Source organism: Kribbella sp. WER1 (assembly GCF_054189145.1).
This window is the reverse complement of the sequence record NZ_CM135186.1, coordinates 4,571,981-4,591,518: the sequence shown is the minus strand read 5'-3', so window position 1 is coordinate 4,591,518 and position 19,538 is coordinate 4,571,981. Positions and strand designations below refer to the sequence as shown.

Annotated in this window: 20 protein-coding genes and 1 tRNA gene; 11 read left to right on the top strand and 10 right to left on the bottom strand. The window is 68.7% G+C overall.

From position 1 onward, the window contains the following. Positions 1-24 precede the first annotated feature (24 nt). Positions 25-699 (top strand): pyridoxamine 5'-phosphate oxidase family protein, encoded by a 675-nt coding sequence (locus tag ACXJJ3_RS22110; protein ID WP_458163703.1) that lies wholly within the window; start codon positions 25-27, stop codon positions 697-699. Here the strand turns inward: ACXJJ3_RS22110 and ACXJJ3_RS22105 are convergent. From ACXJJ3_RS22105 to ACXJJ3_RS22090, 4 genes are all read right to left on the bottom strand, one after another. Continuing rightward, positions 696-1,481: an ABC transporter permease gene (locus ACXJJ3_RS22105; RefSeq protein WP_458163701.1), complete on the bottom strand. Its 786-nt coding sequence runs from the start codon at positions 1,479-1,481 to the stop codon at positions 696-698. The genes ACXJJ3_RS22110 and ACXJJ3_RS22105 overlap by 4 nt on opposite strands. Then, complete coding sequence (locus ACXJJ3_RS22100) at positions 1,478-2,419, bottom strand: ATP-binding cassette domain-containing protein (RefSeq protein WP_458163699.1); 942 nt, start codon at positions 2,417-2,419, stop codon at positions 1,478-1,480. The genes ACXJJ3_RS22105 and ACXJJ3_RS22100 overlap by 4 nt, the downstream gene beginning before the upstream one ends. 120 nt (positions 2,420-2,539) lie before the next feature. After that, positions 2,540-3,064, bottom strand: a complete 525-nt coding sequence (locus tag ACXJJ3_RS22095; protein ID WP_458163697.1) for an EXLDI protein — start codon at positions 3,062-3,064, stop codon at positions 2,540-2,542. A gap of 318 nt (positions 3,065-3,382) precedes the next feature. Next, positions 3,383-3,643: a cell division protein CrgA gene (locus ACXJJ3_RS22090; protein WP_458163695.1), complete on the bottom strand. Its 261-nt coding sequence runs from the start codon at positions 3,641-3,643 to the stop codon at positions 3,383-3,385. A gap of 100 nt (positions 3,644-3,743) precedes the next feature. Here ACXJJ3_RS22090 and ACXJJ3_RS22085 point away from each other — a divergent pair, with 100 nt between their 5' ends. After that, positions 3,744-4,514, top strand: coding sequence for a DUF881 domain-containing protein (locus ACXJJ3_RS22085; protein ID WP_458163693.1), 771 nt, complete (start codon positions 3,744-3,746; stop codon positions 4,512-4,514). A 17-nt stretch (positions 4,515-4,531) separates the two neighbouring features. Next, the gene (locus ACXJJ3_RS22080; protein WP_458163691.1) at positions 4,532-5,149 is read left to right on the top strand and encodes an aminodeoxychorismate/anthranilate synthase component II; all 618 of its coding nucleotides are present in this window, start codon (positions 4,532-4,534) and stop codon (positions 5,147-5,149) included. 67 nt (positions 5,150-5,216) lie between these two features. Here the strand turns inward: ACXJJ3_RS22080 and pknB are convergent, their stop codons facing one another. The 6 genes from pknB to ACXJJ3_RS22050 form a co-directional block, all read right to left on the bottom strand. Then, on the bottom strand, positions 5,217-7,067 hold the full coding sequence (gene pknB / locus ACXJJ3_RS22075) for a Stk1 family PASTA domain-containing Ser/Thr kinase (RefSeq protein WP_458163689.1): 1,851 nt from the start codon (positions 7,065-7,067) through the stop codon (positions 5,217-5,219). 115 nt (positions 7,068-7,182) lie between these two features. Beyond that, positions 7,183-8,637: a peptidoglycan D,D-transpeptidase FtsI family protein gene (locus tag ACXJJ3_RS22070; RefSeq protein WP_458163687.1), complete on the bottom strand. Its 1,455-nt coding sequence runs from the start codon at positions 8,635-8,637 to the stop codon at positions 7,183-7,185. Next, on the bottom strand, positions 8,634-10,031 hold the full coding sequence (locus ACXJJ3_RS22065) for an FtsW/RodA/SpoVE family cell cycle protein (protein WP_458163685.1): 1,398 nt from the start codon (positions 10,029-10,031) through the stop codon (positions 8,634-8,636). Before ACXJJ3_RS22065 ends, ACXJJ3_RS22070 begins: the two co-directional genes overlap by 4 nt. Further along, positions 10,028-11,431: a PP2C family protein-serine/threonine phosphatase gene (locus ACXJJ3_RS22060; RefSeq protein ID WP_458163683.1), complete on the bottom strand. Its 1,404-nt coding sequence runs from the start codon at positions 11,429-11,431 to the stop codon at positions 10,028-10,030. The genes ACXJJ3_RS22065 and ACXJJ3_RS22060 overlap by 4 nt, the downstream gene beginning before the upstream one ends. A gap of 10 nt (positions 11,432-11,441) precedes the next feature. Then, on the bottom strand, positions 11,442-11,924 hold the full coding sequence (locus tag ACXJJ3_RS22055; protein WP_458163681.1) for an FHA domain-containing protein FhaB/FipA: 483 nt from the start codon (positions 11,922-11,924) through the stop codon (positions 11,442-11,444). Between the two features lie 10 nt (positions 11,925-11,934). Beyond that, positions 11,935-12,789 (bottom strand): FhaA domain-containing protein, encoded by an 855-nt coding sequence (locus tag ACXJJ3_RS22050; RefSeq protein ID WP_458163679.1) that lies wholly within the window; start codon positions 12,787-12,789, stop codon positions 11,935-11,937. Positions 12,790-12,959: 170 nt separating this feature from the next. Between ACXJJ3_RS22050 and ACXJJ3_RS22045 the strand changes: the two genes are divergently transcribed. The 8 genes from ACXJJ3_RS22045 to ACXJJ3_RS22010 all read left to right on the top strand — a co-directional run bounded on the left by ACXJJ3_RS22045 (position 12,960) and on the right by ACXJJ3_RS22010 (position 19,528). Continuing rightward, a tRNA-Leu gene (locus tag ACXJJ3_RS22045) sits at positions 12,960-13,043 on the top strand. Between the two features lie 187 nt (positions 13,044-13,230). Continuing rightward, positions 13,231-14,661 carry a bifunctional metallophosphatase/5'-nucleotidase gene (locus ACXJJ3_RS22040; protein ID WP_458163677.1) on the top strand — a complete coding sequence of 477 codons (1,431 nt, stop codon included), beginning with the start codon at positions 13,231-13,233 and terminating at the stop codon, positions 14,659-14,661. Continuing rightward, entirely contained in the window at positions 14,544-15,020 is a 477-nt protein-coding gene (locus tag ACXJJ3_RS22035; RefSeq protein WP_458171930.1) for a 5'-nucleotidase C-terminal domain-containing protein, read from the top strand. The genes ACXJJ3_RS22040 and ACXJJ3_RS22035 overlap by 118 nt, the downstream gene beginning before the upstream one ends. A 67-nt stretch (positions 15,021-15,087) precedes the next feature. Next, positions 15,088-15,843 carry an ABC transporter ATP-binding protein gene (locus tag ACXJJ3_RS22030; protein ID WP_458163675.1) on the top strand — a complete coding sequence of 252 codons (756 nt, stop codon included), beginning with the start codon at positions 15,088-15,090 and terminating at the stop codon, positions 15,841-15,843. Beyond that, a complete protein-coding gene (locus ACXJJ3_RS22025) occupies positions 15,828-17,717 on the top strand; it encodes a hypothetical protein (protein WP_458163673.1) in 1,890 nt (629 codons plus the stop codon). Before ACXJJ3_RS22030 ends, ACXJJ3_RS22025 begins: the two co-directional genes overlap by 16 nt. Further along, on the top strand, positions 17,659-17,943 hold the full coding sequence (locus ACXJJ3_RS22020; RefSeq protein ID WP_458163671.1) for a type II toxin-antitoxin system Phd/YefM family antitoxin: 285 nt from the start codon (positions 17,659-17,661) through the stop codon (positions 17,941-17,943). The genes ACXJJ3_RS22025 and ACXJJ3_RS22020 overlap by 59 nt, the downstream gene beginning before the upstream one ends. Next, a complete protein-coding gene (locus ACXJJ3_RS22015; protein ID WP_458163669.1) occupies positions 17,940-18,200 on the top strand; it encodes a Txe/YoeB family addiction module toxin in 261 nt (86 codons plus the stop codon). Before ACXJJ3_RS22020 ends, ACXJJ3_RS22015 begins: the two co-directional genes overlap by 4 nt. Positions 18,201-18,556: 356 nt before the next feature. Then, positions 18,557-19,528: a helix-turn-helix domain-containing protein gene (locus tag ACXJJ3_RS22010; RefSeq protein ID WP_458163667.1), complete on the top strand. Its 972-nt coding sequence runs from the start codon at positions 18,557-18,559 to the stop codon at positions 19,526-19,528. The last annotated feature ends 10 nt before the right edge of the window (positions 19,529-19,538 follow it).

Sequence of the window (19,538 nt, the reverse complement as noted above, 5' to 3'; positions counted from 1 at the left end):
CCACTGCGCGCCCACCCTGGAGGTATGACCAGACTGCAGCCGACCGCCCGGACCGCTCTCCGCCGCTCGAAGGAACGCGCCGCCACGGATCGCCAGGCACTGTACGACGTCCTCCTGGACGGGATGTTCTGCCACCTGGGCGTCGTGGTCGACGGCGATCCGGTCGTGCTGCCGACGGCGTACGGCGTGGACCTGGAACGCGGGCCGGACGGGACGCTGTACCTGCACGGATCGGTCGCCGCGCGGAGCATGGTCGCGTCGCCGGAACAGACCGTCTGCGTCACGGTCACGCACGCGGACGGGCTGGTGCTGGCGCGGTCGGCGTTCCACCACTCGGTGAACTACCGGTCCGCGGTGATCTTCGGCGTACCGCGGCTGGTCACCGACCCGGACGAGAAGCTGCACGGGCTGAACCGGATCGTCGACCACCTGGTCCCGGGCCGCTCGCTCGCGGTCCGGCCACCGAACCGGAAGGAGCTCGCGAAGACCTCCGTCCTCGCCCTCTCGCTCACCGAGGCCTCGGTGAAGACCCGGTCCGGCGCCGCCAACGACGACGAGGAGGACCTCGACCTGCCGTACTGGACAGGCGTCATCCCACTCCACGTCGTCGCCGGCGAACCGGAGAACAACCCCGACTGCGATCTCTTGGTCCCGGCCCACGTCCGCACTCGAGCGAACCTGCTCGGCGCACCGAGCTAGGCCACGGTCCCCTTGTTGTAGTTCTTCTGGGCCCAGAAGTAGCCGACGATCGCGATCGCCACGCACCACGCGGCGGCGAGCCAGCCGTTGCCGCTCTCCATCGGCGTCCCGAGCAGCAGGTGCCGCAGGGTGTCGATGATCGGGGTGAACGGCTGGTACCGGGCGAACCAGCGGATGCCGCTCGGCATCGCGTCCAGCGGGATGAACGTGTTGCTGAGGAACGGCAGCAGCAGGCTGATCGGCAGTACGACGTTGCTCGCGCCCTCGGGCGTCTTGCTGGTCAGCCCGAGCGCGATCGCGAACCAGGTCAGGCCGATCGTCAGCGCGATCAGCAGCAGGGCCGCGAGCAGCCAGCCGCCGACCGACGCATCCGGGCGAAACCCGATCAGGAACGCGAACCCGACCACCAGCGCCAGACTGACGATCGTCACCAGCACGTTGCCGAGCACATGCCCGGTGAGGACCGCCGGCCGGAAGATCGCCATCGTCCGGAACCGGGCGACGATGCCCTCGGTCATGTCCATGCAGACCGCGACTGCGGGCGACATCGTCCCGGACGCGATCGACATCAGCAGGATGCCCGGGGTCAGGAAGTTGATGTACTCGCCGCGCCCGCCCCCGCCGCCGAGGCCGTTCGCGAACGTGTTGCCGAAGATCAGCCCGAACAGCAGGATCATGATCACCGGCATCCCGAGGGCGCCGAGGGACAGACCCGGGTACCGCTGGGCGTGCCGCAGCGTGCGGCGGAGCATCGTCGAGGTGTCCTGGAGTGCGTAGCTCATTGTGCTGTGACCTTCCCGGTGGGCTGACCGGTGACGGCGAAGAAGACGTCGTCCAGGTCAGGGGTGTGGACGGTGAGTTCGTCGACCTCGAGCGAGGCGTCGTCGATCCGGGCCAGCAGGTCGCGCAGCGCATGTACGCTGCCGTCGTTCGGCACCTGCAGGACCAGTGCTTCGTGGTTCGGTACGGCGGTCGGCAGCACCTGGCCCGCGAGCGTGAACTCCTCGGGCGACGTGAACCGCAGCCGGATGTGCCCGCCCGGGGCGAGCCGCTTCAGCTCCTCCGCCGTACCTTGGGCGACGAGCCGCCCGTGGTCGAGGACGGCGATCCGGTCGGCCAGCTGATCGGCCTCCTCGAGGTACTGCGTGGTCAGCAGCACGGTGACGCCGCCGGCGACCAGCTCGCGGATCATCGTCCACATGCTGTGCCGGCTGCGCGGGTCGAGGCCGGTGGTCGGCTCGTCCAGGAAGATGATCCGCGGCCGGCCGACCAGCGTCATCGCCAGGTCGAGCCGGCGCTTCATGCCGCCGGAGTACGTCATCGCGAGCTTCTTGCCGGCGTCGACCAGGTCGAACTGCTCGAGCAGTTCGTCCGCCCGCTGCCGGGCCTCCTGCTTGCCGAGGTGGTACAGGTCGGCCATCAGGATCAGGTTCTCCCGGCCGGTCATCAGGCCGTCGACCGCGGAGAACTGTCCGGTGACGCCGATCGCGGCCCGGACCGCCTCCGGGTCCTGGGTGAGGTCGTGGCCGGCTACCCGGATCTCGCCGGCGTCGGCCGCGGCCAGCGTGGACAGGATCCGGACGACGGTGGTCTTGCCGGCGCCGTTCGGGCCGAGCAGGGAAAAGATGGTGCCTTCGGCAACGTTCAGGTCGATGCCGTCGAGCACGAGTTTGTCGCCGTAGGACTTGCGCAGTCCGCGGACGTCGATCGCTGATGACATGAGTGGTCCTTGGGGTGTTTTTCGGGCAGGGGGAACCTGGCCCGTTGGCTCAGTGGGTGGATTCGGGCGTGCCTGATCGCCCGGGCGCTCGGCTGGGGGCGTCCGGTGTGTGCGGTTCAGTTAGATGTCGAGGTCCTCGACGGCCGGTTGGTCGGCGGCCTCTTCGACGAGTTCGTAGAGGTCTTCGGGGATCAGCGCGCGGAGCTCCTCGACGGTGTCCATGACGTACAGCGTCGCCTCGCCCTGCGCCATGCTCCAGGACTGGTCGCTGCTCCAGTTGCCGACCCAGGAGCGCCAGCCGGTCAGGTACCGCTCGTCGTCGGCACCTTGCTTGAACTGGTTACGGCGATCCGCGTGCAGGACGAACTTGCCGGTCCGGGTGCGGTAGACCTTGAACGCCTCGTAGCCGGTGCTGCTGGAACGGCCGCCCTCGGCGAGCAGTACGCCGGAGAACCGCTGCTTGCGGCCGGTGCCCCGGCCCACCCGCACGGTGATCTCGTCGTACCCCTCGAGCCGGCCTTCCTCCATCTCGACGTACTTCCGTAGGGCGATCGAGATCGCCGAGGACAGGTTGCCGGCGAGCTCCTGCGCGCGCTTGTAGAGCGGCAGGTCGTCGTCGGACACGTAGATCGTCTTGTTGGGCATCGCTCTCCTCCTACGTAGAACTATACGCAGATCTCTCCGCATATGTCTACGTAGATCTGTACGTAGATGTGGAAGCTGGGGACGGCCTAGGTGAACGGTGTGGAAACCGGTCGGCTCAAACCTGAGTTATCCACAGATTTGGCCCAGTTTTGGACACATTCGGTGGAGAAGTAACTCCCGACCTGGGGATAACTCACCGAAATCCGTGTGCACACCTGGGGATACGGGTGTGGATAACTTGGAGGTAGAAACAGAAAAGACCTCGACCGGGACGCCCGTGGGCCCGGTCGAGGTCTTTGAGTGCGAGAGTGTGTGGGGTCAGACCCACTGGGTCGAGACGACGAAACCGACCGCGATCAGGCCCATGCCGATCAGCAGGTTCCAGTTGTTGAGGTCCTTCATCACCGGGATGTCCTGGCCGGCCACGTAGAAGACGACCAGCCAGGCGAGCCCGAGCAGCCAGCACACCAGCATCAGCGGTGCCACCCAGACACGTGACTGGGTACGTGGCTTCTTCGGCGTCTTCTCGGCCTTGACCTTCTCGGTCTTCTTCTTGTTGCGACTGCTCGACTCGGGCACGTCTGAACTCCTTGTAAGGACGCATAAGCTAACCGCTGCGGGACCTGTTCCGGTCCGGTCCCGCGCTAGCGTAGTGCAGAGAGCAATATGGAGATCACGGGTGCGTAGGTTGAGGCGGATTTCACTGTGGCGCGCGGGTGCGCCGCTGGCGCTGATGTGCGCCGGTCTGCTGTTCGCGACCAGTGCCACCAACGCCCGGGGTACCGACCTGCGACCCAGCCGCAACACTACGCTCGCGGGGCTCGTGGAGGAACAGAGCCGGCGCAGTGCGAGCCTGGTCAAACAGCACGCGGCGCTGACCCACGACATCGAGGCGTTGCAGGCCCAGCAGGGATCGATCGACCCGAAGCTCGCCAAGCAGTTCGAGGACCTGTCCGAGCAGGTCGGCACCCGGCCGGTCACCGGCCCCGGCCTGACCGTGACGCTGCGGGACGCGCCGCCCGAGGTGGTGAAGGACAACCCGGACGTCGACGAGAACTGGCTGGTCATCCACCAGCAGGACATCCAGGCCGTGGTGAACGCGCTGTGGTCCGGCGGCGCCGAGACGATGACGATCCAGAACCAGCGGGTCATCTCCACGACCGGGGTGAAGTGTGTCGGCAACTCGGTCGTCCTGCACGGCGTCCCGTACCTGCCGCCGTACACGATCTCCGCGATCGGCGACCGGCGGAAGTTGCAGAAGGCGCTCGACAACTCGCAGTACATCCAGAACCTGCAGGACTACGTCGTGAAGTTCCAGCTCGGGTACGACGTGAAGAGCGAGTCCTCGCTGCAGATGCCGGCGTACGAAGGCACTCTCGACCTGCAGACCGCGACCGTTCCGGGCTTCCCGCACACTCCGTCGGCCAGTCCCAGCGTGACCGGACGCTAGCTGCCACAATGGAGCGCATGTCCCGGATCCTCGTCGTCGACAACTACGACTCCTTCGTCTACAACCTGGTGCAGTACCTGCAGCAACTGCGGGCCGACACCACCGTGCTGCGCAACGACGAGGTGACTCCCGAACAGGCCGCCGAGTTCGACGGTGTGCTGCTGTCGCCCGGCCCGGGGACGCCGGAAGAAGCCGGTGCCTGTATCGAGATCGTCAAGCAGATCGGCCGCCAGACGCCGATCTTCGGGGTCTGCCTCGGCCTACAGGCGATCGGCGTCGCGTACGGTGGCGTCGTCGGCCGCGCGGACGAGCTGCTGCACGGGAAGACCAGCGAGGTGTTCCACGAGGGCGCCGGCGTGCTGGCCGGGATCCCGTCGCCGTTCACCGCCACCCGGTACCACTCACTCGCGATCACCGAGGACAGCGTGCCGGACGAGCTGCGGGTGACGGCGCGGACCGAGGCCGGCGTGATCATGGCGGCCCGGCACCGCGACTTCCCGGTCGAGGGCGTCCAGTTCCACCCGGAGTCCGTGCTCACCGAGGGTGGCCACCGGATGCTCGCGAACTGGCTGACGATCTGCGGCGACCCGGACGCGGTCGCCAACTCCGCCGGCCTCGCGCCGGTGGTCAGCTGACCCGGTAGCAACGAAGAACCCCCTCGAGGCGAAGTGCCTCGAGGGGGTTCTCTGCGTTCAGGACCGGTCAGCCACCCGGGATCGTGATGACCGGCGTGCTCGGCCCGCCACTCGGATTGTCGGTCGGCGTCGACGGTGGCGGCGTCGGCTGATCCTGGTGGTTGTTGACCGTCAGGACGATCAGGTCGCCCTTCGGCGCCTTGGTGCCGCCCTTCGGGCTCTGGTCCACCACGGTCTGGTCCGGGGCGTTCGGGTCGTTGGCGAACTTGTAACCGACGCGGAAGCCGAGCGCCTTCAGTGCGTTGGTGGCGTCGTCCTGCGTCTGGGTGACGACACTCGGCACGTCGACCTGCACGACACCGGTGGAGACCGTGAGGGTGAACTGCGTCCCCGGCGGGTACTCACCGCCCGGGTCCGGGCTCACCGCGATGACCGTGCCCTTCTTCTGGTCGCTGTCCTGCTCGACCGCCTGGTCCTTGACGGTGAACTGGCCGTTGGCGGACTCGAGCTGCTTGCGCGCCTTCGACTCGGACATCCCGATCACGTCCGGCACCGGGTAGGTGTTCTTCCCGCCGGACACCACCACGGTCACCGCGGACCCCTTGTCCGCCTCGGTGCCGGCCTGAGGTGTCTGGCGGATGATGAAGCCCTTGCCGACCGAGTCGCTCTTCTCCGAGCTGGTGGAACCGATCTTCAGGCCCTGCGCCGCCAGCAGCTGGGTTGCCGCGGGCACCGACTTGTTCTGCAGATCCGGCACCTGGACCTTCGCGGGCGGCGTGTTCGACGTCGTCGGGTCGCCGCTGCCGGTGTTGCTGCCGCCGTACTTCGAGTACAGCGCGTACGCGCCGATCGCGATCGCCACGATCGCCAGTCCGAGCAGGAAGTACGCGAGCCCGCGGTTCCGCCGGGAGCGGGACTCGTCGCCTTCCTCCAGGTCGTCACCGCCCGGCGGCAGCAGGTCGTTGCCGCCGGTCTGCCGGAGCTGCTGGGTGGCGGCCGTCGGCGCCAGCTGGGTCGGCTGCATCTGCCGGGTCTCGGCGACCGCGGCCATCGGCGCGGTCACCTGCTGACCGGCCAGCACCCGGTGGATGTCGGCGCGCATCTCGGACGCGCTCTGGTACCGCTCCTCGCGGTTCTTCGCCAGCGCCTTCAGGACGACGGCGTCGACCTCCGGCGGGATGTCGGGGTCGAACGAGGACGGCGGCAGCGGCTGCTCCCGGACGTGCTGGTACGCCACCGAGACCGGGGACTCGCCGACGAACGGCGGCCGGCCGGTGAGCAGTTCGTACAGCAGGCAGCCGGTCGAGTACAGGTCGGAGCGGGCGTCCACGGTCTCGCCGCGCGCCTGCTCCGGGGACAGGTACTGCGCCGTACCGATGACCGCCGCGGTCTGGGTCATCGTGGAGGACGTGTCGGCGACCGCGCGGGCGATCCCGAAGTCCATCACCTTGACCTGGCCCTGCGGGGTCAGCATCACGTTCCCGGGCTTGATGTCGCGGTGCACGATGCCGGCCCGGTGGCTGTAGTCGAGCGCCTCGAGCACGCCGGAGGTGATCTCCAGGGCGCGCTCCGGCATGATCTTGCGGCCCTCGCGGATCAGGTCGCGGAGCGTCTTGCCGGTGACCAGCTCCATCACGATGTATGGGATCGTGACGCCGGAGCCGCTCGGATCCGGCTCCTCGCCGGTGTCGTAGACGGAGACGATCGTCGGGTGGTTCAGCGAGGCGGCCGACTGGGCCTCCCGCCGGAACCGCGCCTGGAACGTGGCGTCACTGGCCAGGTCGACCCGCAGCCGCTTGATGGCGACGCTCCGGCCGAGCCGGTTGTCCACGCCCTTGCGGACCTCGGCCATACCGCCGCGGCCGAGCGGCTCGCCTTCTTCGTACCGGCCGCCGACGAGACGTGCCTGCGATGTCATGACCCAGCCTTCCAACCTGTCCGGAAAAACACACTCAACTTGCCCACGGTAGCGAGAGCCACACCTGGATCCCCGTTGGAAAGACGCCTTGTGGTCGCATCATTCCGTATCGTGCTCATTGGCCCAGCACCGCCTCCATCACCTTCTTGGCGATCGGAGCGGCCAGCGTGCCGCCGGCCACGTCGGTGCGGGGGACGTTCGCGTCCTCGATCAGTACCGCCACCGCGACCTTCGGGTCCTTCGCCGGTGCGAACGCGGTGAACCAGGCGAACGGCGGGCGGTCCTTCGACGTCTGCGCGGTACCGGTCTTGCCGGCCACCTGGACGCCGCTGATCCGGCCCGGCTTACCGGTGCCGTTGTTGACCACGTCGATCATCATGTCGGTCAACTGGGTCGCCACCTGCGGGGTGACCGCCTGGTGCAGCGACTCCGGCTTGGTCTCCGAGACCGTCTTCAGGTCCGGGGTCTTCACGTTCTCGACCAGGTACGGCTTCATCACGTTGCCCTGGTTCGCGATGCCGGCCGCGACCATCGCCATCTGCAGCGGCGTGGCTCGGACGTCGAACTGGCCGATCGCGGACTGTGCGGTCTGCGGCTCGTTCGGGTCGCCGGGGAACTGGCTGGTGGCCACTCCCGGCAGCTCGGTGAGTGGCCGGGCGCCGAAGCCGAACTTCGCCGCCTGCTGGTTCAGCGCGTCCGCGCCGAGCGCCATGCCGACGGTGCCGAACGCGGTGTTGCACGAGTAGCGCAGCGCGATCGTCAGGGTCGCGTTGTCGCTGCCGCCGCAGTTCTTGCCGTCCTCGTTCACCAGCGGGACGGTCGTCTGCGGGAGCGGCAGCTGCGCCGGCGAAGACACCTTGCTGTCCGGCGTGTACTTGCCGCTGGACAGCGCGGCCGCCGCGGTGACCAGCTTGAACGTCGACCCCGGCGGGTACAGCTCCTGGACCGCACGGTTCGACAGCGGCTGGGTCTTGTTCGCGAGCAGGTTCTTCCAGGCGTTGGACACCTTCGTGGTGTCGTGCGAGGCCAGCAGGTTCGGGTCGTACGACGGGCGGGTCGCCATCGCGAGGATCTTGCCGGTCTTCGGCTCGATCGCGACGACGGCGCCGATCTTCCCGGCGAGACCGTCGTACGCCGCCTGCTGGGCCGCCGCGTTCAACGTCAGGGTCACGCTGCCGCCCTGCTGCGGGCGGTTGCTGATCACGTCGATGATCCGCCGGAACGCCATCGACGGGTCGGTGCCGTTCAGCTCGGAGTTCATCGTCAGCTCGATACCGCCGCGACCGAACAGGTACGAGTAGTAGCCGGTCACCGGCGCGTAGACGAGCCCGGACGGGTACTTGCGCTGGTACTTGAACTGGTCGTTCGACGGGTCGCTCTTGGCGATCGGGGTGGTGCCGATCAGGATCGGGCCGCGGTTCACCGAGAACTGCGAGTCCCGGACCCGGTTGTTGTCGTTGCGGCCGTTGATCTCGCCCGCCCGGAACGCCTGCAGGTACGTCGAGTTCGCCATCAGTGCGAGCATCAGGATGATCGCCGCCACGGCCAGTCGTCGGATCGCCGAGTTCACTGCTTCTGCACCGCCATCGCGATCGTTTCGTCGGACACTGGGGCGGCCGGGGTCTGCGGCCGCCGGGCCTGGTCACTGATCCGCAGCAGCAGCGCGATGATCGCCCAGTTCGCGACCAGCGACGTACCGCCGAGGGCCATGAACGGTGTGGTCAGACCGGTCAGCGGGATCAATGCGGTCACGCCGCCGACGATCACGAACACCTGCAGCGCGAACGACATCGCCAGACCGGTCGCGACCAGCTTGCCGAAGATGTCCCGGCAGCCGAGCGCGGTCCGCAGGCCGCGCTCGATGATCAGCGTGTAGACGAGCAGGATCGCGATCAGCCCGGTGAGGCCGAGCTCCTCGGCGAACGACGAGATGATCATGTCGCTCTGCGCGAACAGCGTGGCCTCCGGGTGGCCCTGGCCGAGGCCGCGGCCGAGGACGCCGCCCCAGGCCTGACCCATCAGGCCGAGCTTGATCTGGCCGCCGTCGATCGCCCACGGGTCGAGCCAGTCGGTGATCCGGCGGTGCACGTGGCCGAACGTGACATACGCGAAGTACGCGCCGCCGGCGAACAGCAGACCACCGATGATCAGCCAGCCGGCGCGCTCGGTGGAGACGTACAGCAGGAACAGGAACAGACCGAAGAACAGCAGCGACGAGCCGAGGTCGCTCTCGAACACCAGGACGCCCAAGCTGACCGCCCAGGCGATCCCGATCGGGCCGAGGTCGCGGGCGCGCGGCAGGTCCAGCCCGAGGAAGCGGTGACCGGCCAGCGTCAGGACGTCGCGTTTCACCACCAGATAGCCGGCGAAGAACACGACCAGGCAGATCTTCGCGAACTCACCGGGCTGGAACGACATGCCGGCCAGCCGGATCCAGATCCGGGCACCGTTCAGGTTGACGCCGAGGCCCGGGATCAGCGGCATCACCAGCAGCACCAGACCGGCGAGGCCGGCCGTGTACGTCAACGCCTGCAGCCGGCGATGGTCCCGGACCACCAGGATCACCACGAGGAACAGCACGACGCCGACCGCCGTCCAGGTGATCTGCTGCGGCGCGGCGGGCGCCTTCGGCACCCGTCCCTTCGCCTGCGCGACGATCGCCAGGCCGAGGTCGATCCGGTGGATCATCGCGACCCCGAGACCGTTCAGCAGAACGGCGCAGGGCAGCAGCACGGGGTCGGCGTACGGCGCGCGGAAGCGGAGCGCGACGTGCGCGATCAGTGCGAGCAGCCCGATACCGGCGGCGTAGTACCCGGTGCTGGCCGGGACCGAGTTCTGGACCGTGATGCCGACGTTCACGTACGCCGCGACCGCGACCCCGACCGCGATCACCAGCAGCAGCAGCTCCACCCCGCGCCGGGTGCGCGGGATGATCTGGATGACGGACGTCGACGCGATACTCATCGGACCCCGTCGCAGTCGTCGGTGTCGACCGGCGTGCTCGGCGTCGCCGTCGGCGTGGTCGTCGGCTTCGCGGTCGTCGGTACGGTCGGCCGCACGGTGGACGGCGGTTTCGAGACCGGCACCGTCGTGGACGGCTTCGGCGGCACGGTCGGCTTCGGGGTCGGCGTCTGCTTGGCCTTCGCGGCGCACTGAGCAGCGGTCTGCTCCAGCTGGGCCACGATCGACCGGGCGCCGGCCAGGTTGTCCGCCTGGATGTTGCCCTCCACCTGCTCACGGCTGTACGTCGGCAGCTTGTCGACCTGCAGCGACTGCCTCTCGTACACCTTCGACAACGAGAGCCCCGGCAGATCCGCCTCGACGCCCTTGAAGATCGCCACGTAGTCGCCGTCGGAGCCGACGTAGTACTGCTTCTGGGTCCAGCTGTACGCGAACCAGGCGCCGCCGACGATCACCGCGAGGACGACCACCAGGACGGCGATCCGGCGCGGCCACAGGAACCGCTTCGGCGGGCGCGGCGCATACCGCAGCTCTTCCGGGTCGACCGTGGAACCGCCACCGCCGCCACCGCCGCCCTCACTGGCGACGCCGACCGCGACCGTCGGCTCACCGCGACCGGTGCTGCCCTGGGCCAGCTCGGCCGCCGCGCCGACCAGCTGCGGCTGGATCCCGCTGGCCGGCTCGGTCTCGACGACGTCGGCCACCACGCAGGTGACGTTGTCGTTCGACCCGGCCTCGAGCGCGTGCGTGATCAGCTCCACCACGACCGAGTCCGGCGTACCGGACGACATCGAGGCGAGGATCACGTCGTCGCTGACGTAGTCGGGCAGGCCGTCGCTGCACAGCATCAGCCGGTCGCCGGCCTGGACGTCGAGGATCTGCAGGTCCGGATCCGAGTCCGGGCGGCCGTCCAGCACCCGGAGGATCAGGTTCCGGTGCGGGTGCGTGAAGGCCTCCTCCTGGGAGATCCGGCCCTCGTCGACCAGCGACTGGACGAACGTGTGGTCGTGGCTCAGCTGGTACAGCTGCCCGTCGCGCAGCCGGTACGCCCGGGAGTCGCCGAGATGCGCCAGCCCGAGCTGCTTGCCGTCGAACATCAGCGCGGTGACCGTCGAGCCCATGCCCTCGCGCTCGGGGTCCTCCTCGACCAGCTCGGAGAGCCGCTCGTTCGCGCGGTGCACGGCGCCGGCCAGCGCCTCGATCATGTCCTCGCCGCCGATCTCGGCGGTGTCCAGCCGGCGGATCACCTGGACCGCGGCGGCACTGGCCACCTCACCGGCGGCCGCGCCGCCCATCCCGTCGGCGAGCAGCAGCAGGTGCGGACCGGCGTACGCCGAGTCCTCGTTGTTGCGGCGCACCCGTCCGACGTCGGAAAGGGTTGCGTAGTCGAGCGACAGGGTCATCGGGGCAGGCCTACTTCGCGATGTTCAGCGTCGTCCGGCCGATCCGGATCGAACCGCCGATCTCGGCCGGGACCGGGCGGGTCACCCGCTGGCCGTCCAGGTACGTGCCGTTGGTGGAGCCGAGGTCCTCGACCCACCACTGGCCCTCGGACAGGAACAGCCGGGCGTGCCGGGTGGAGGAGTAGTCGTCGTCCAGCCGGATCTGGCAGTCCGAACCACGACCGATGATCACCGGCTCGTCGACCAGCGACGCGCCGACCCCCGCCTGCGGACCGTCCGCGATGCTCAGCGACCCGGGCAGGCCCTTGCGCTTCTTGGCCGGCTTCGGGGGCTTCGGCGTCCGGGTGACCGGCGGCGCGGCGGGAGCCGCCGCCCGGCTGTCCACCTTGGCGCCGAACAGGTCCGACCTGATCACGGACAGCACTGCGAGGACGAACATCCACAACAGGGCCAGGAACCCCAGTTTGATCAGGGTCAGGGTCAGTTCCGACATGGAAGGTCAGTCACCACCCGCTGCTCGGCGGCTGGGCCATCGGCTCGTCCGCGAGACGCAGCGTCATGGTCGTGTTGCCGATCCGCACGGTGGAACCGTCGGTCAGCTCGGCCTCGGTGGACCGGCGGCCGTTCACCAGCGTGCCGTTGGTGGAGCCGAGGTCGACCATTACGACCCGGATGCCGTTCGGGCCTTCCGGCATCAGCCGGATCTCGGCGTGCCGGCGGGAGACGCCCGGGTCGTTGATCTGGATGTCCGCGTCGGTCCCGCGACCGAGCACCACGCCGGGCGGGTTGACCGGGCGGCGACGGCCGTTCACCTCGAGCATCACCTGCGGATGACCGCGGCGCGGCGACTGCTGCTGCGGCGGCTGGGGAGGCGGCTGCGGCTGCTGGTACTGCGGGGTGACCGGCGGCGGGTTCGGCGGCACGTAGGGCTCCTGCTGGTAGGGCTGGGGCTCGGGCTGCTGGTACTCGGCCGGCCGCCGCTGGGGCGTCCCGGCCGTCTCGCTGACCACCCGGAACTTACCGGTCGGCAGATCATCCTGCTGGACCAGCTCGATGTCGATGGGTCCGGAGAACGTGTACCGCTGGATGTCCGCGTGGTCCCGCAGCTCGTTGGCGAGCTCGTGGTTCAGGGTCCGGCCGTAGGCGTTCAGCCGCTCGAAATCGTCCGGGCCGAGCTCGATCGTGAAGTGGTTCGGCACCAGCCGGCGGTCCCGGGACAGGATCCGCGCGGTGTTGTCGATCTCACGCTTGAGAGCCGCGGCCAGCTCGATCGGCTCCACATCACCCTTGAAAGCGCGCGCGAAGACACCGCTGACAATGCCTTCCAGGCGTCGCTCGAAGCGCTGTAGCGGTCGCACGCCTCCTCCTCCACCGTCGGTACGCAAGATGTCGTCCACCGGTCGTGGCGGACACACCGGGTACGACGATCGATCGTATCGGGAGGTTCGACCGAACCCGCAATGTGAAGCACCGGCACAACCCGTGCTACTGTTCCTTCTCGTCGCCAGAGATCATCTCAGGCGACTGCGCGCGGGTGGCGGAATAGGCAGACGCGCACGGTTCAGGTCCGTGTGCCCGAAAGGGCGTGGGGGTTCAACTCCCCCCTCGCGCACAGAACAGAGTCCCGGTCGAGCTCCTCGACCGGGACTTTTGCTTTCCCGGTCAGATTTCCTCCTTTCGGATGATCTGTGTACGGGCCACGGGATGGACAGTTCGTAAATTTCTGTTTCCTTTGCTGTCGAAACGGGCAAAAAGTTGCATAGCGTCTGGGTCTGGCTCGGATCGAGAGGGGTGGCGCTGTGCAGCGAACGGTCGGCCGGAGGTCGGTGCTGGTTGGTGCGGGAGCGGCGGTCGCGTCCGTCGGGCTGGGGGTGCCGGCGTACGCGAGTGAGGCGGCCAGGCGGCCCGCGGCGCCGGAGTTGGTCGACGTGCAGTTGCTGAACATCACCGACTTCCACGGGAACAACCGGACGCCGACGGCGCAGGCGGACGGGTTCCTGCCCGGGGCGGACGGGCAGGTCAGTCTGCATGTCGGCGGCGCGGCGTACCTGGCCACGCATCTGCGGGCGATCCAGGCGCGCCGGAACTCGATCTTCTTCAGCGCCGGCGACAACTTCTGCGGAGGGCAGCCGCTGGACAACAAGATGCTGTCCGACGAGTCGACGATCGAGGTGCTGAACGCGCTCGGGCTGCAGTTCTCGGCGCTCGGCAACCACGAGTTCGACTACGGCGTCGACTACCTGGTCGACCACCTGATGAAGGGCAAGCCGGTCGGTACGCCGGGCCGCGACTCGAGCTTCCCGGACTCGACCGGGCGCCGGTACCAGGGCATCAGGTTCGGGTACTACTCGGCCAACATCCTCTGGCGGAACACCCGGAAGCCGGTGTTCGCGCCGTACAACATCGAGTGGGTGACGGACCGGCGACAGCGGTACCCGATCGGGTTCATCCACCTGACCGTCGCGAACACCCCGACCGGCTCCAGTTCGTACAACCCGAGCCTGGCCAGCATCGAGACGGCGGCGGCCGGCAACCAGGTCGCGGCGTACCTGAAGAAGCGCGGCGTGAACGCGCTGGTCGTGGTCGTGCACGACGGCGCGCAACAGGACGACAACTGGCACGCGCCGATCAACGGCGCGAACCTCGCCACCGGCCCGGCGATCCAGCTCGCCGCCGACCTCAGCCCCGACATCTGCGCGATCGTCACCGGACACTGGCACTGGTGGTTCAACGCGATGCTGCCGGACCCGAACGGCGTCCCGCGGCCGATGGTCGAGGCCGGGCACGCCGGGCAGATCATCAACGAGATCAACCTGAAGCTGGACCCGCGCACCGGCGCGGTGGTGCGCGACCTGACCGTCTCGACCAACCATCCGGTCACGCTGGACGTGACGCCGGACCCGCGGATCGCCCGCATCGTCGACTACTGGACGGCCTTCGGTGAGCGCCGGTACGGGACTGTCGCCGGCCACCTGTCCGCCGATTTCACGCCGACGCTGACGGGATCCGGCGAGAGCAGCATGGGCGAGCTCGGCGCGGACCTCTGCTACTGGTCGGCGCGACGGCACGGACCGGTCGACTTCGCCCTGGTCGCGGCCAAGCCGATCACCGGATCGAACGCGGTCGCCGGGACGCTGCGTTACGCGAAGGGCAGCAACGCGGCCGACGCGGACGGCGGATCCTGTACGGCGAGGCGTACAGCCAGCTCGGCTACGAGAACCCGATCCTGACCGTCACGCTGACCGGGCAACAGATCCACGACGCGCTCGAGCAGCAGTGGCAGGCGGCGAAGTACGGCCCGCTGAACTTCTCCGCGAACGTCCGTGCCACCTTCGACGCCCGGCGCCCGGTCGGCGATCGGGTCGACCCGGACGGCTTCCGGATCGACGGCGTACCGCTGGACCTCGCCAAGACGTACCGGGTCGCCGGTCTCGCGTACACACTGATCGGCGCGGACGGGTACGGCGCGCTGTCCGGCTTCACCGAGCCGTACCGGAACGGGCGGGACCACGAGGAGTTCATCGAGTACCTGCGCGCGAACCCGCTGATCACGCCGTCCGCGCTGGACCGGATCACCGTGCTGACCTGACGGTTGATGCGGCGGGTCAGCCGATGGGGTGACGCGGGGTGCCGGGGTGCGGTGACAGAGTTTCGGCATGGACGAAGCGTTGGAGCTCGACGGGCTCACCAAGGTGTTCGGGGAGCAGCGGGCGGTCGACGGGTTGAGTTTGAGTGTGCCGGCGGGGTCGTTCTTCGGGATGCTCGGGCCGAACGGGGCCGGGAAGACGACGTCGTTGTCGATGGCTGTCGGGTTGCTTCGGCCGGACGGCGGGACGGCGCGGATCTTCGGTGTGGACGTGTGGCGGGAGCCGGTCCGGGCGAAGGCGCTGGTCGGGGTGTTGCCGGACGGGCTGGGGATGCCGGAGCGGCTGACCGGGCGGGAGGTGCTCACGTACCTCGGGCTGCTCCGGGGACTGCCCGAGGACGAGGTACGCCGGCGGGCGGCAGAGTTGCTCGAGGTGCTGGAGCTCGACCACGAGGACGACAAGCAGGTGATCGGCTACTCGACCGGGATGCGGAAGAAGCTCGGGCTGGCGGTGGCGCTGCTGCATGCGCCGCGGCTGCTGGTGCTGGACGAGCCGTTCGAGGCGGTCGACCCGGTGTCGGCGGCCACCATCCGGACGATCCTGCACCGGTTCATCGCCGGCGGTGGGTCGGTGGTCATCTCGAGTCACGTGATGGCACTGGTGGAGCAACTGTGCGACCGGGTCGCGGTGGTCGCCGACGGGAAGGTCGTGGCCGCGGGGACTGTGTCGGAGGTGCGGGCCGGCGGCAGCCTGGAGGACGCGTTCGTGTCGCTGGTCGGCGCGTCGACGCGGGGCGCCGAGGGGCTGACGTGGCTCTCGCACTGACGTACTCGACGTCGCACACGCTGGTCCGGATGCGGCTGGCCGCGTTCCGGCATGCCCTGCGCGACCAGTTCCGGCGGTCGTGGATCGTCACCGGCGCGTTCGTCGGGCTGGCGCTCGCGGGCGGCACGATCTGGGTCGCGGCGGCCGGCAAGAACGACGTACTGGTGGTTGTGCTGGGCGTGTGGATGCTCGGCTGGGTGATCGGGCCGCTGTTCGCGGGCGGCGGTGACGAGACGCTCAAGCCGGAGTACTTCACGATGCTGCCGCTGTCGCCGCGGACACTCGGGAGTGGCCTGCTGGTGGCTGCGCTTGCGGGCGTGGCGCCGATCATCAGCCTGATCGCATTGGTCAGCCTGGTCGTTGCCAGCGGTGGTGTTGTCGCGGGGCTCGTTGCCGTACCGGCACTGCTGTTGCAGTTGTTCTGCTTCGTGCTGGCGTCGCGGCTCGCTGTCGCGGTGTACGGCGTACTGCTGCAGGTGCGGGCCGGTGCGGTGATCGCGGCGCTGGTGAACGCGTTCATCCTGGCGTTCACGGCGCAGGGGTGGGCGTTGATCGTGGCGTTCGTGTCGACCGACGTACAGGGGACCCTGGCGCGGGCTGCTCGGATTGCGCCGTCTGGTTGGGGTTTCGGCGCGGCAGAGGCCGCGGGGCGTGGTGACTGGCTGCAGGCGGCCGGGCTGTTGCTGGCGCTCGTCGTACTCGCGGTGCTGATGCTCTTTGCGTGGTCCGCGCTGTTGGTGCGTCGTACGACGGCAGCCCGGGCAGGGGGTCGGCCTAGGCGGCTGTTGACCGCCAAGACGGCACAGGGTGCCGCGGCTGCGAAGGAGATCCGCTCCTGGAGTCGGGACCTGCTCTACGGGCACAAGGTGGTGTTCTCGGTCGCGTACGGGCTGTTCTTCTGCCTGATGCCGCTGGCGATCGGGATGAAGTCGATGCTGCCGTGGGCGGGGCCGGCGGCGGTCGTGATGGCCGGGTCGATGTGCGCCAACCTGTACGGCGCGGACGGTACGGCGTACTGGACGACGCTGATGACGCCTGGCTCAAGCCGGGCGGATGTCCGTGCCCGGCAGCGGGCGTTCTTGCTCGTGTTCGGGCCGGCGACGTTGCTGATCACGCTGCTGCTGACGTGGTGGTCCGGCGTGACCAGCGCGTGGCCCCTGGTGCTGAGCGTGCTGCCCGCGTTGCTGGGCGGTGCGGCCGGCCTCGTCGTCGCCTGCTCGGTGTACGCCGCCGTACCGACGACCGACGCGCACAAGCGGTCCGGGAACCCGCTCAACTCGGGTGAGAACGAGGGCGAGACGATGGGCATCGTCTACGTGATGCTCGTGCTCGTCGCGACGACCTGCGCGCCGGCCCTGATCGTGGCGCTCTACCTGGGCTGGTGGGGCGTGCCGCTGGGCGTGCTGTCCGGCGTCCTCGCGTGGTGGTCCTTCGGCCGCGTCGCCGCCCGTCGCTTGGACCGGCGCGGCCCGGAACTCCTCACACTGCTCAGACACGGCCGGTCGCCCGCGGAGCAGGCGAAGAAGACCGCGGGACTCGACGCGCTCCCGAAGTGGCGTCGTACGTTGGCCGGGTTCTGCCTCGGATTCGCGGCGATCCCGTTGTTCCCGCAGGCCGTCGTACCGGCAATCATCAAGCTGACAGGCAGCCACAGCACGAAGTCATGGTTCCTGGCCCTCTACCAGGACGGCCCGTGGCAATGGGTCGTGATCGTGCTGATGGGTGCGCTGGGGTTGTCGATGTACGCGTACGGCGGGCTCACTTACCACTACGCAAAGAAGCGCGCTGTACGTTATTCTGTACAGCGTGAAGACGATGAGTTTTACCGAGACGCGCGCGAACCTGGCAGCCGCCCTCGACGCGGTCGAGCGTGATGCGGAGGAGTTGGTGATCACCCGCGCCGGGCACGAGCCTGTCGTCGTCGTCACGCTGGCCGAGTACGAGTCGCTGAAGGAAACCGACTACCTGATGCGGTCGCCGGCCAACGCCAGGCGGCTCCGTGACGCGATCGAGCAGGACCGGGCGGGTGGCGGCGCCGTCCGTGAACTGGCCGACCCGGACGATGCCCGCGAGACCGGGACGCCAGGTGGCGCCGCGTGAAGGTCGTCTTCCTTGATCGGGGCTGGGAGGACTACCTCTGGTGGCAGGTCAATGACCGCAAGCTCCTCAAGCGGATCAATCAGCTGATAGAGGACGTCGACCGCAACGGCCATGAGGGTATAGGCAAGCCAGAGCCACTGCGGCACGAGTTTGCCGGCTACTGGTCGAGGCGCATCAACTCGGAGCATCGCCTCGTTTACCGGATCGCGGACGACGGAATCCACATCATCGCGTGCCGGTACCACTACGGCCCCTGACGATTCGATTGATTACCTGCGCGAAGAAGCGCGCTCCGGGTGGGCAGGGCGCGGTAGTCGCAGGGTAGGGGCGCCGCGGTGTCTGCCGGTGCGGGCGGGGGCGGGGGCGGTGCGGTGGTTGCGCAGCATCCAGATCGCGACGGCGGCCGCGGCGATCAGACCGGCGATGCCGGCGTAGTCGGTCATGTTCATCACGCGTCTCTTCTCCAGGGCGGTTCGCTGGGCGGCGGCGAGTTCCGCTTGACGGGAAAGTGACGGGCGCTCACCTGATCTCTGATGGCACGGGTGGGTCATGGCTCTGTTGTGTCATTGCGAAAGCGCTCGCTTCCTGATGAGTAAGGCTGTTAGGTGGGTGCATGCACGACGGTTCGTTGCTCGACGCGCACGAGGAGCACACGTACCGGCTGCTGGTCGGCTTGTCCGCCGCGCGCGCCGGGGAACTCGCCGAGGTCGCCGAGTTGCCGCCGCAGGAGGCCGACGAGGTGCTGCAGCGGTTGCAGGCGAAAGGGCTGGTGTCGGTGCAGGCCGCCGACGAGCCGGTGTTCCGGCCGTTGCCGCCGGATGTTGCGTTCGGTACGACGCTGCTTCGGCGGCAGGAGTCGCTCGAAGCCGCGCGGAAGACGGTGGCCGCGCTCAGCGAGGAGTTCCGGGCGAGTGCGGGACGGCGGGACGCGCATCACCTGGTCGAGGTGATCATCGGCGCGACCACCCTCCGCGAGCGGCTCCGGGATCTGCAGAACTCGGCGCGCGAGGAGATCCTCTGGTTCTGCCGCGCGAACCCGCTGGCGATGCAGGGCGCCGAGAACACCGAGGAGTACGGCGCACTCTCCCGCGGGGTGCGCTACCGGGCGATCTACGAGCGCGCGCTGATCGAGACGCCGGGCGAACTGGACACGATCGCCGAGGGGGTCAGCTGGGGCGAGGAGGCGAGAGTCGTACCGACGCTGCCCGTCCGGCTCGCGATCGTCGACCGCTCGACCGCGATCTGCCCGCTGGTCCGCGACGACGAGACGGTCGGGGAGCCGTCCGCCGCGATCATCAACCAGGGGCAGTTGCTGGACGCGCTGCTGGCCCTCTTCGAAAGCTACTGGGAGTTCGCGACGCCCGTCCGCCTGCAGCCCGACGCCCCCACCCCGGAGGGCCTCGACGACTCCGAGCGGTTACTTCTCTCACTTCTCGTCGGCGGCGTCCCCGACAAGTCGATCGCCACCCAACTAGGCATCAGCCGCCGTACGGTCCAACGCCGCCTGGACCGCCTGATGGCCCTCGCCGGCGTAGACACCAGAACCGGCCTCGCCTTCCAAGCCGCCAAACGCAACTGGCTGTAAGCGCACAAGG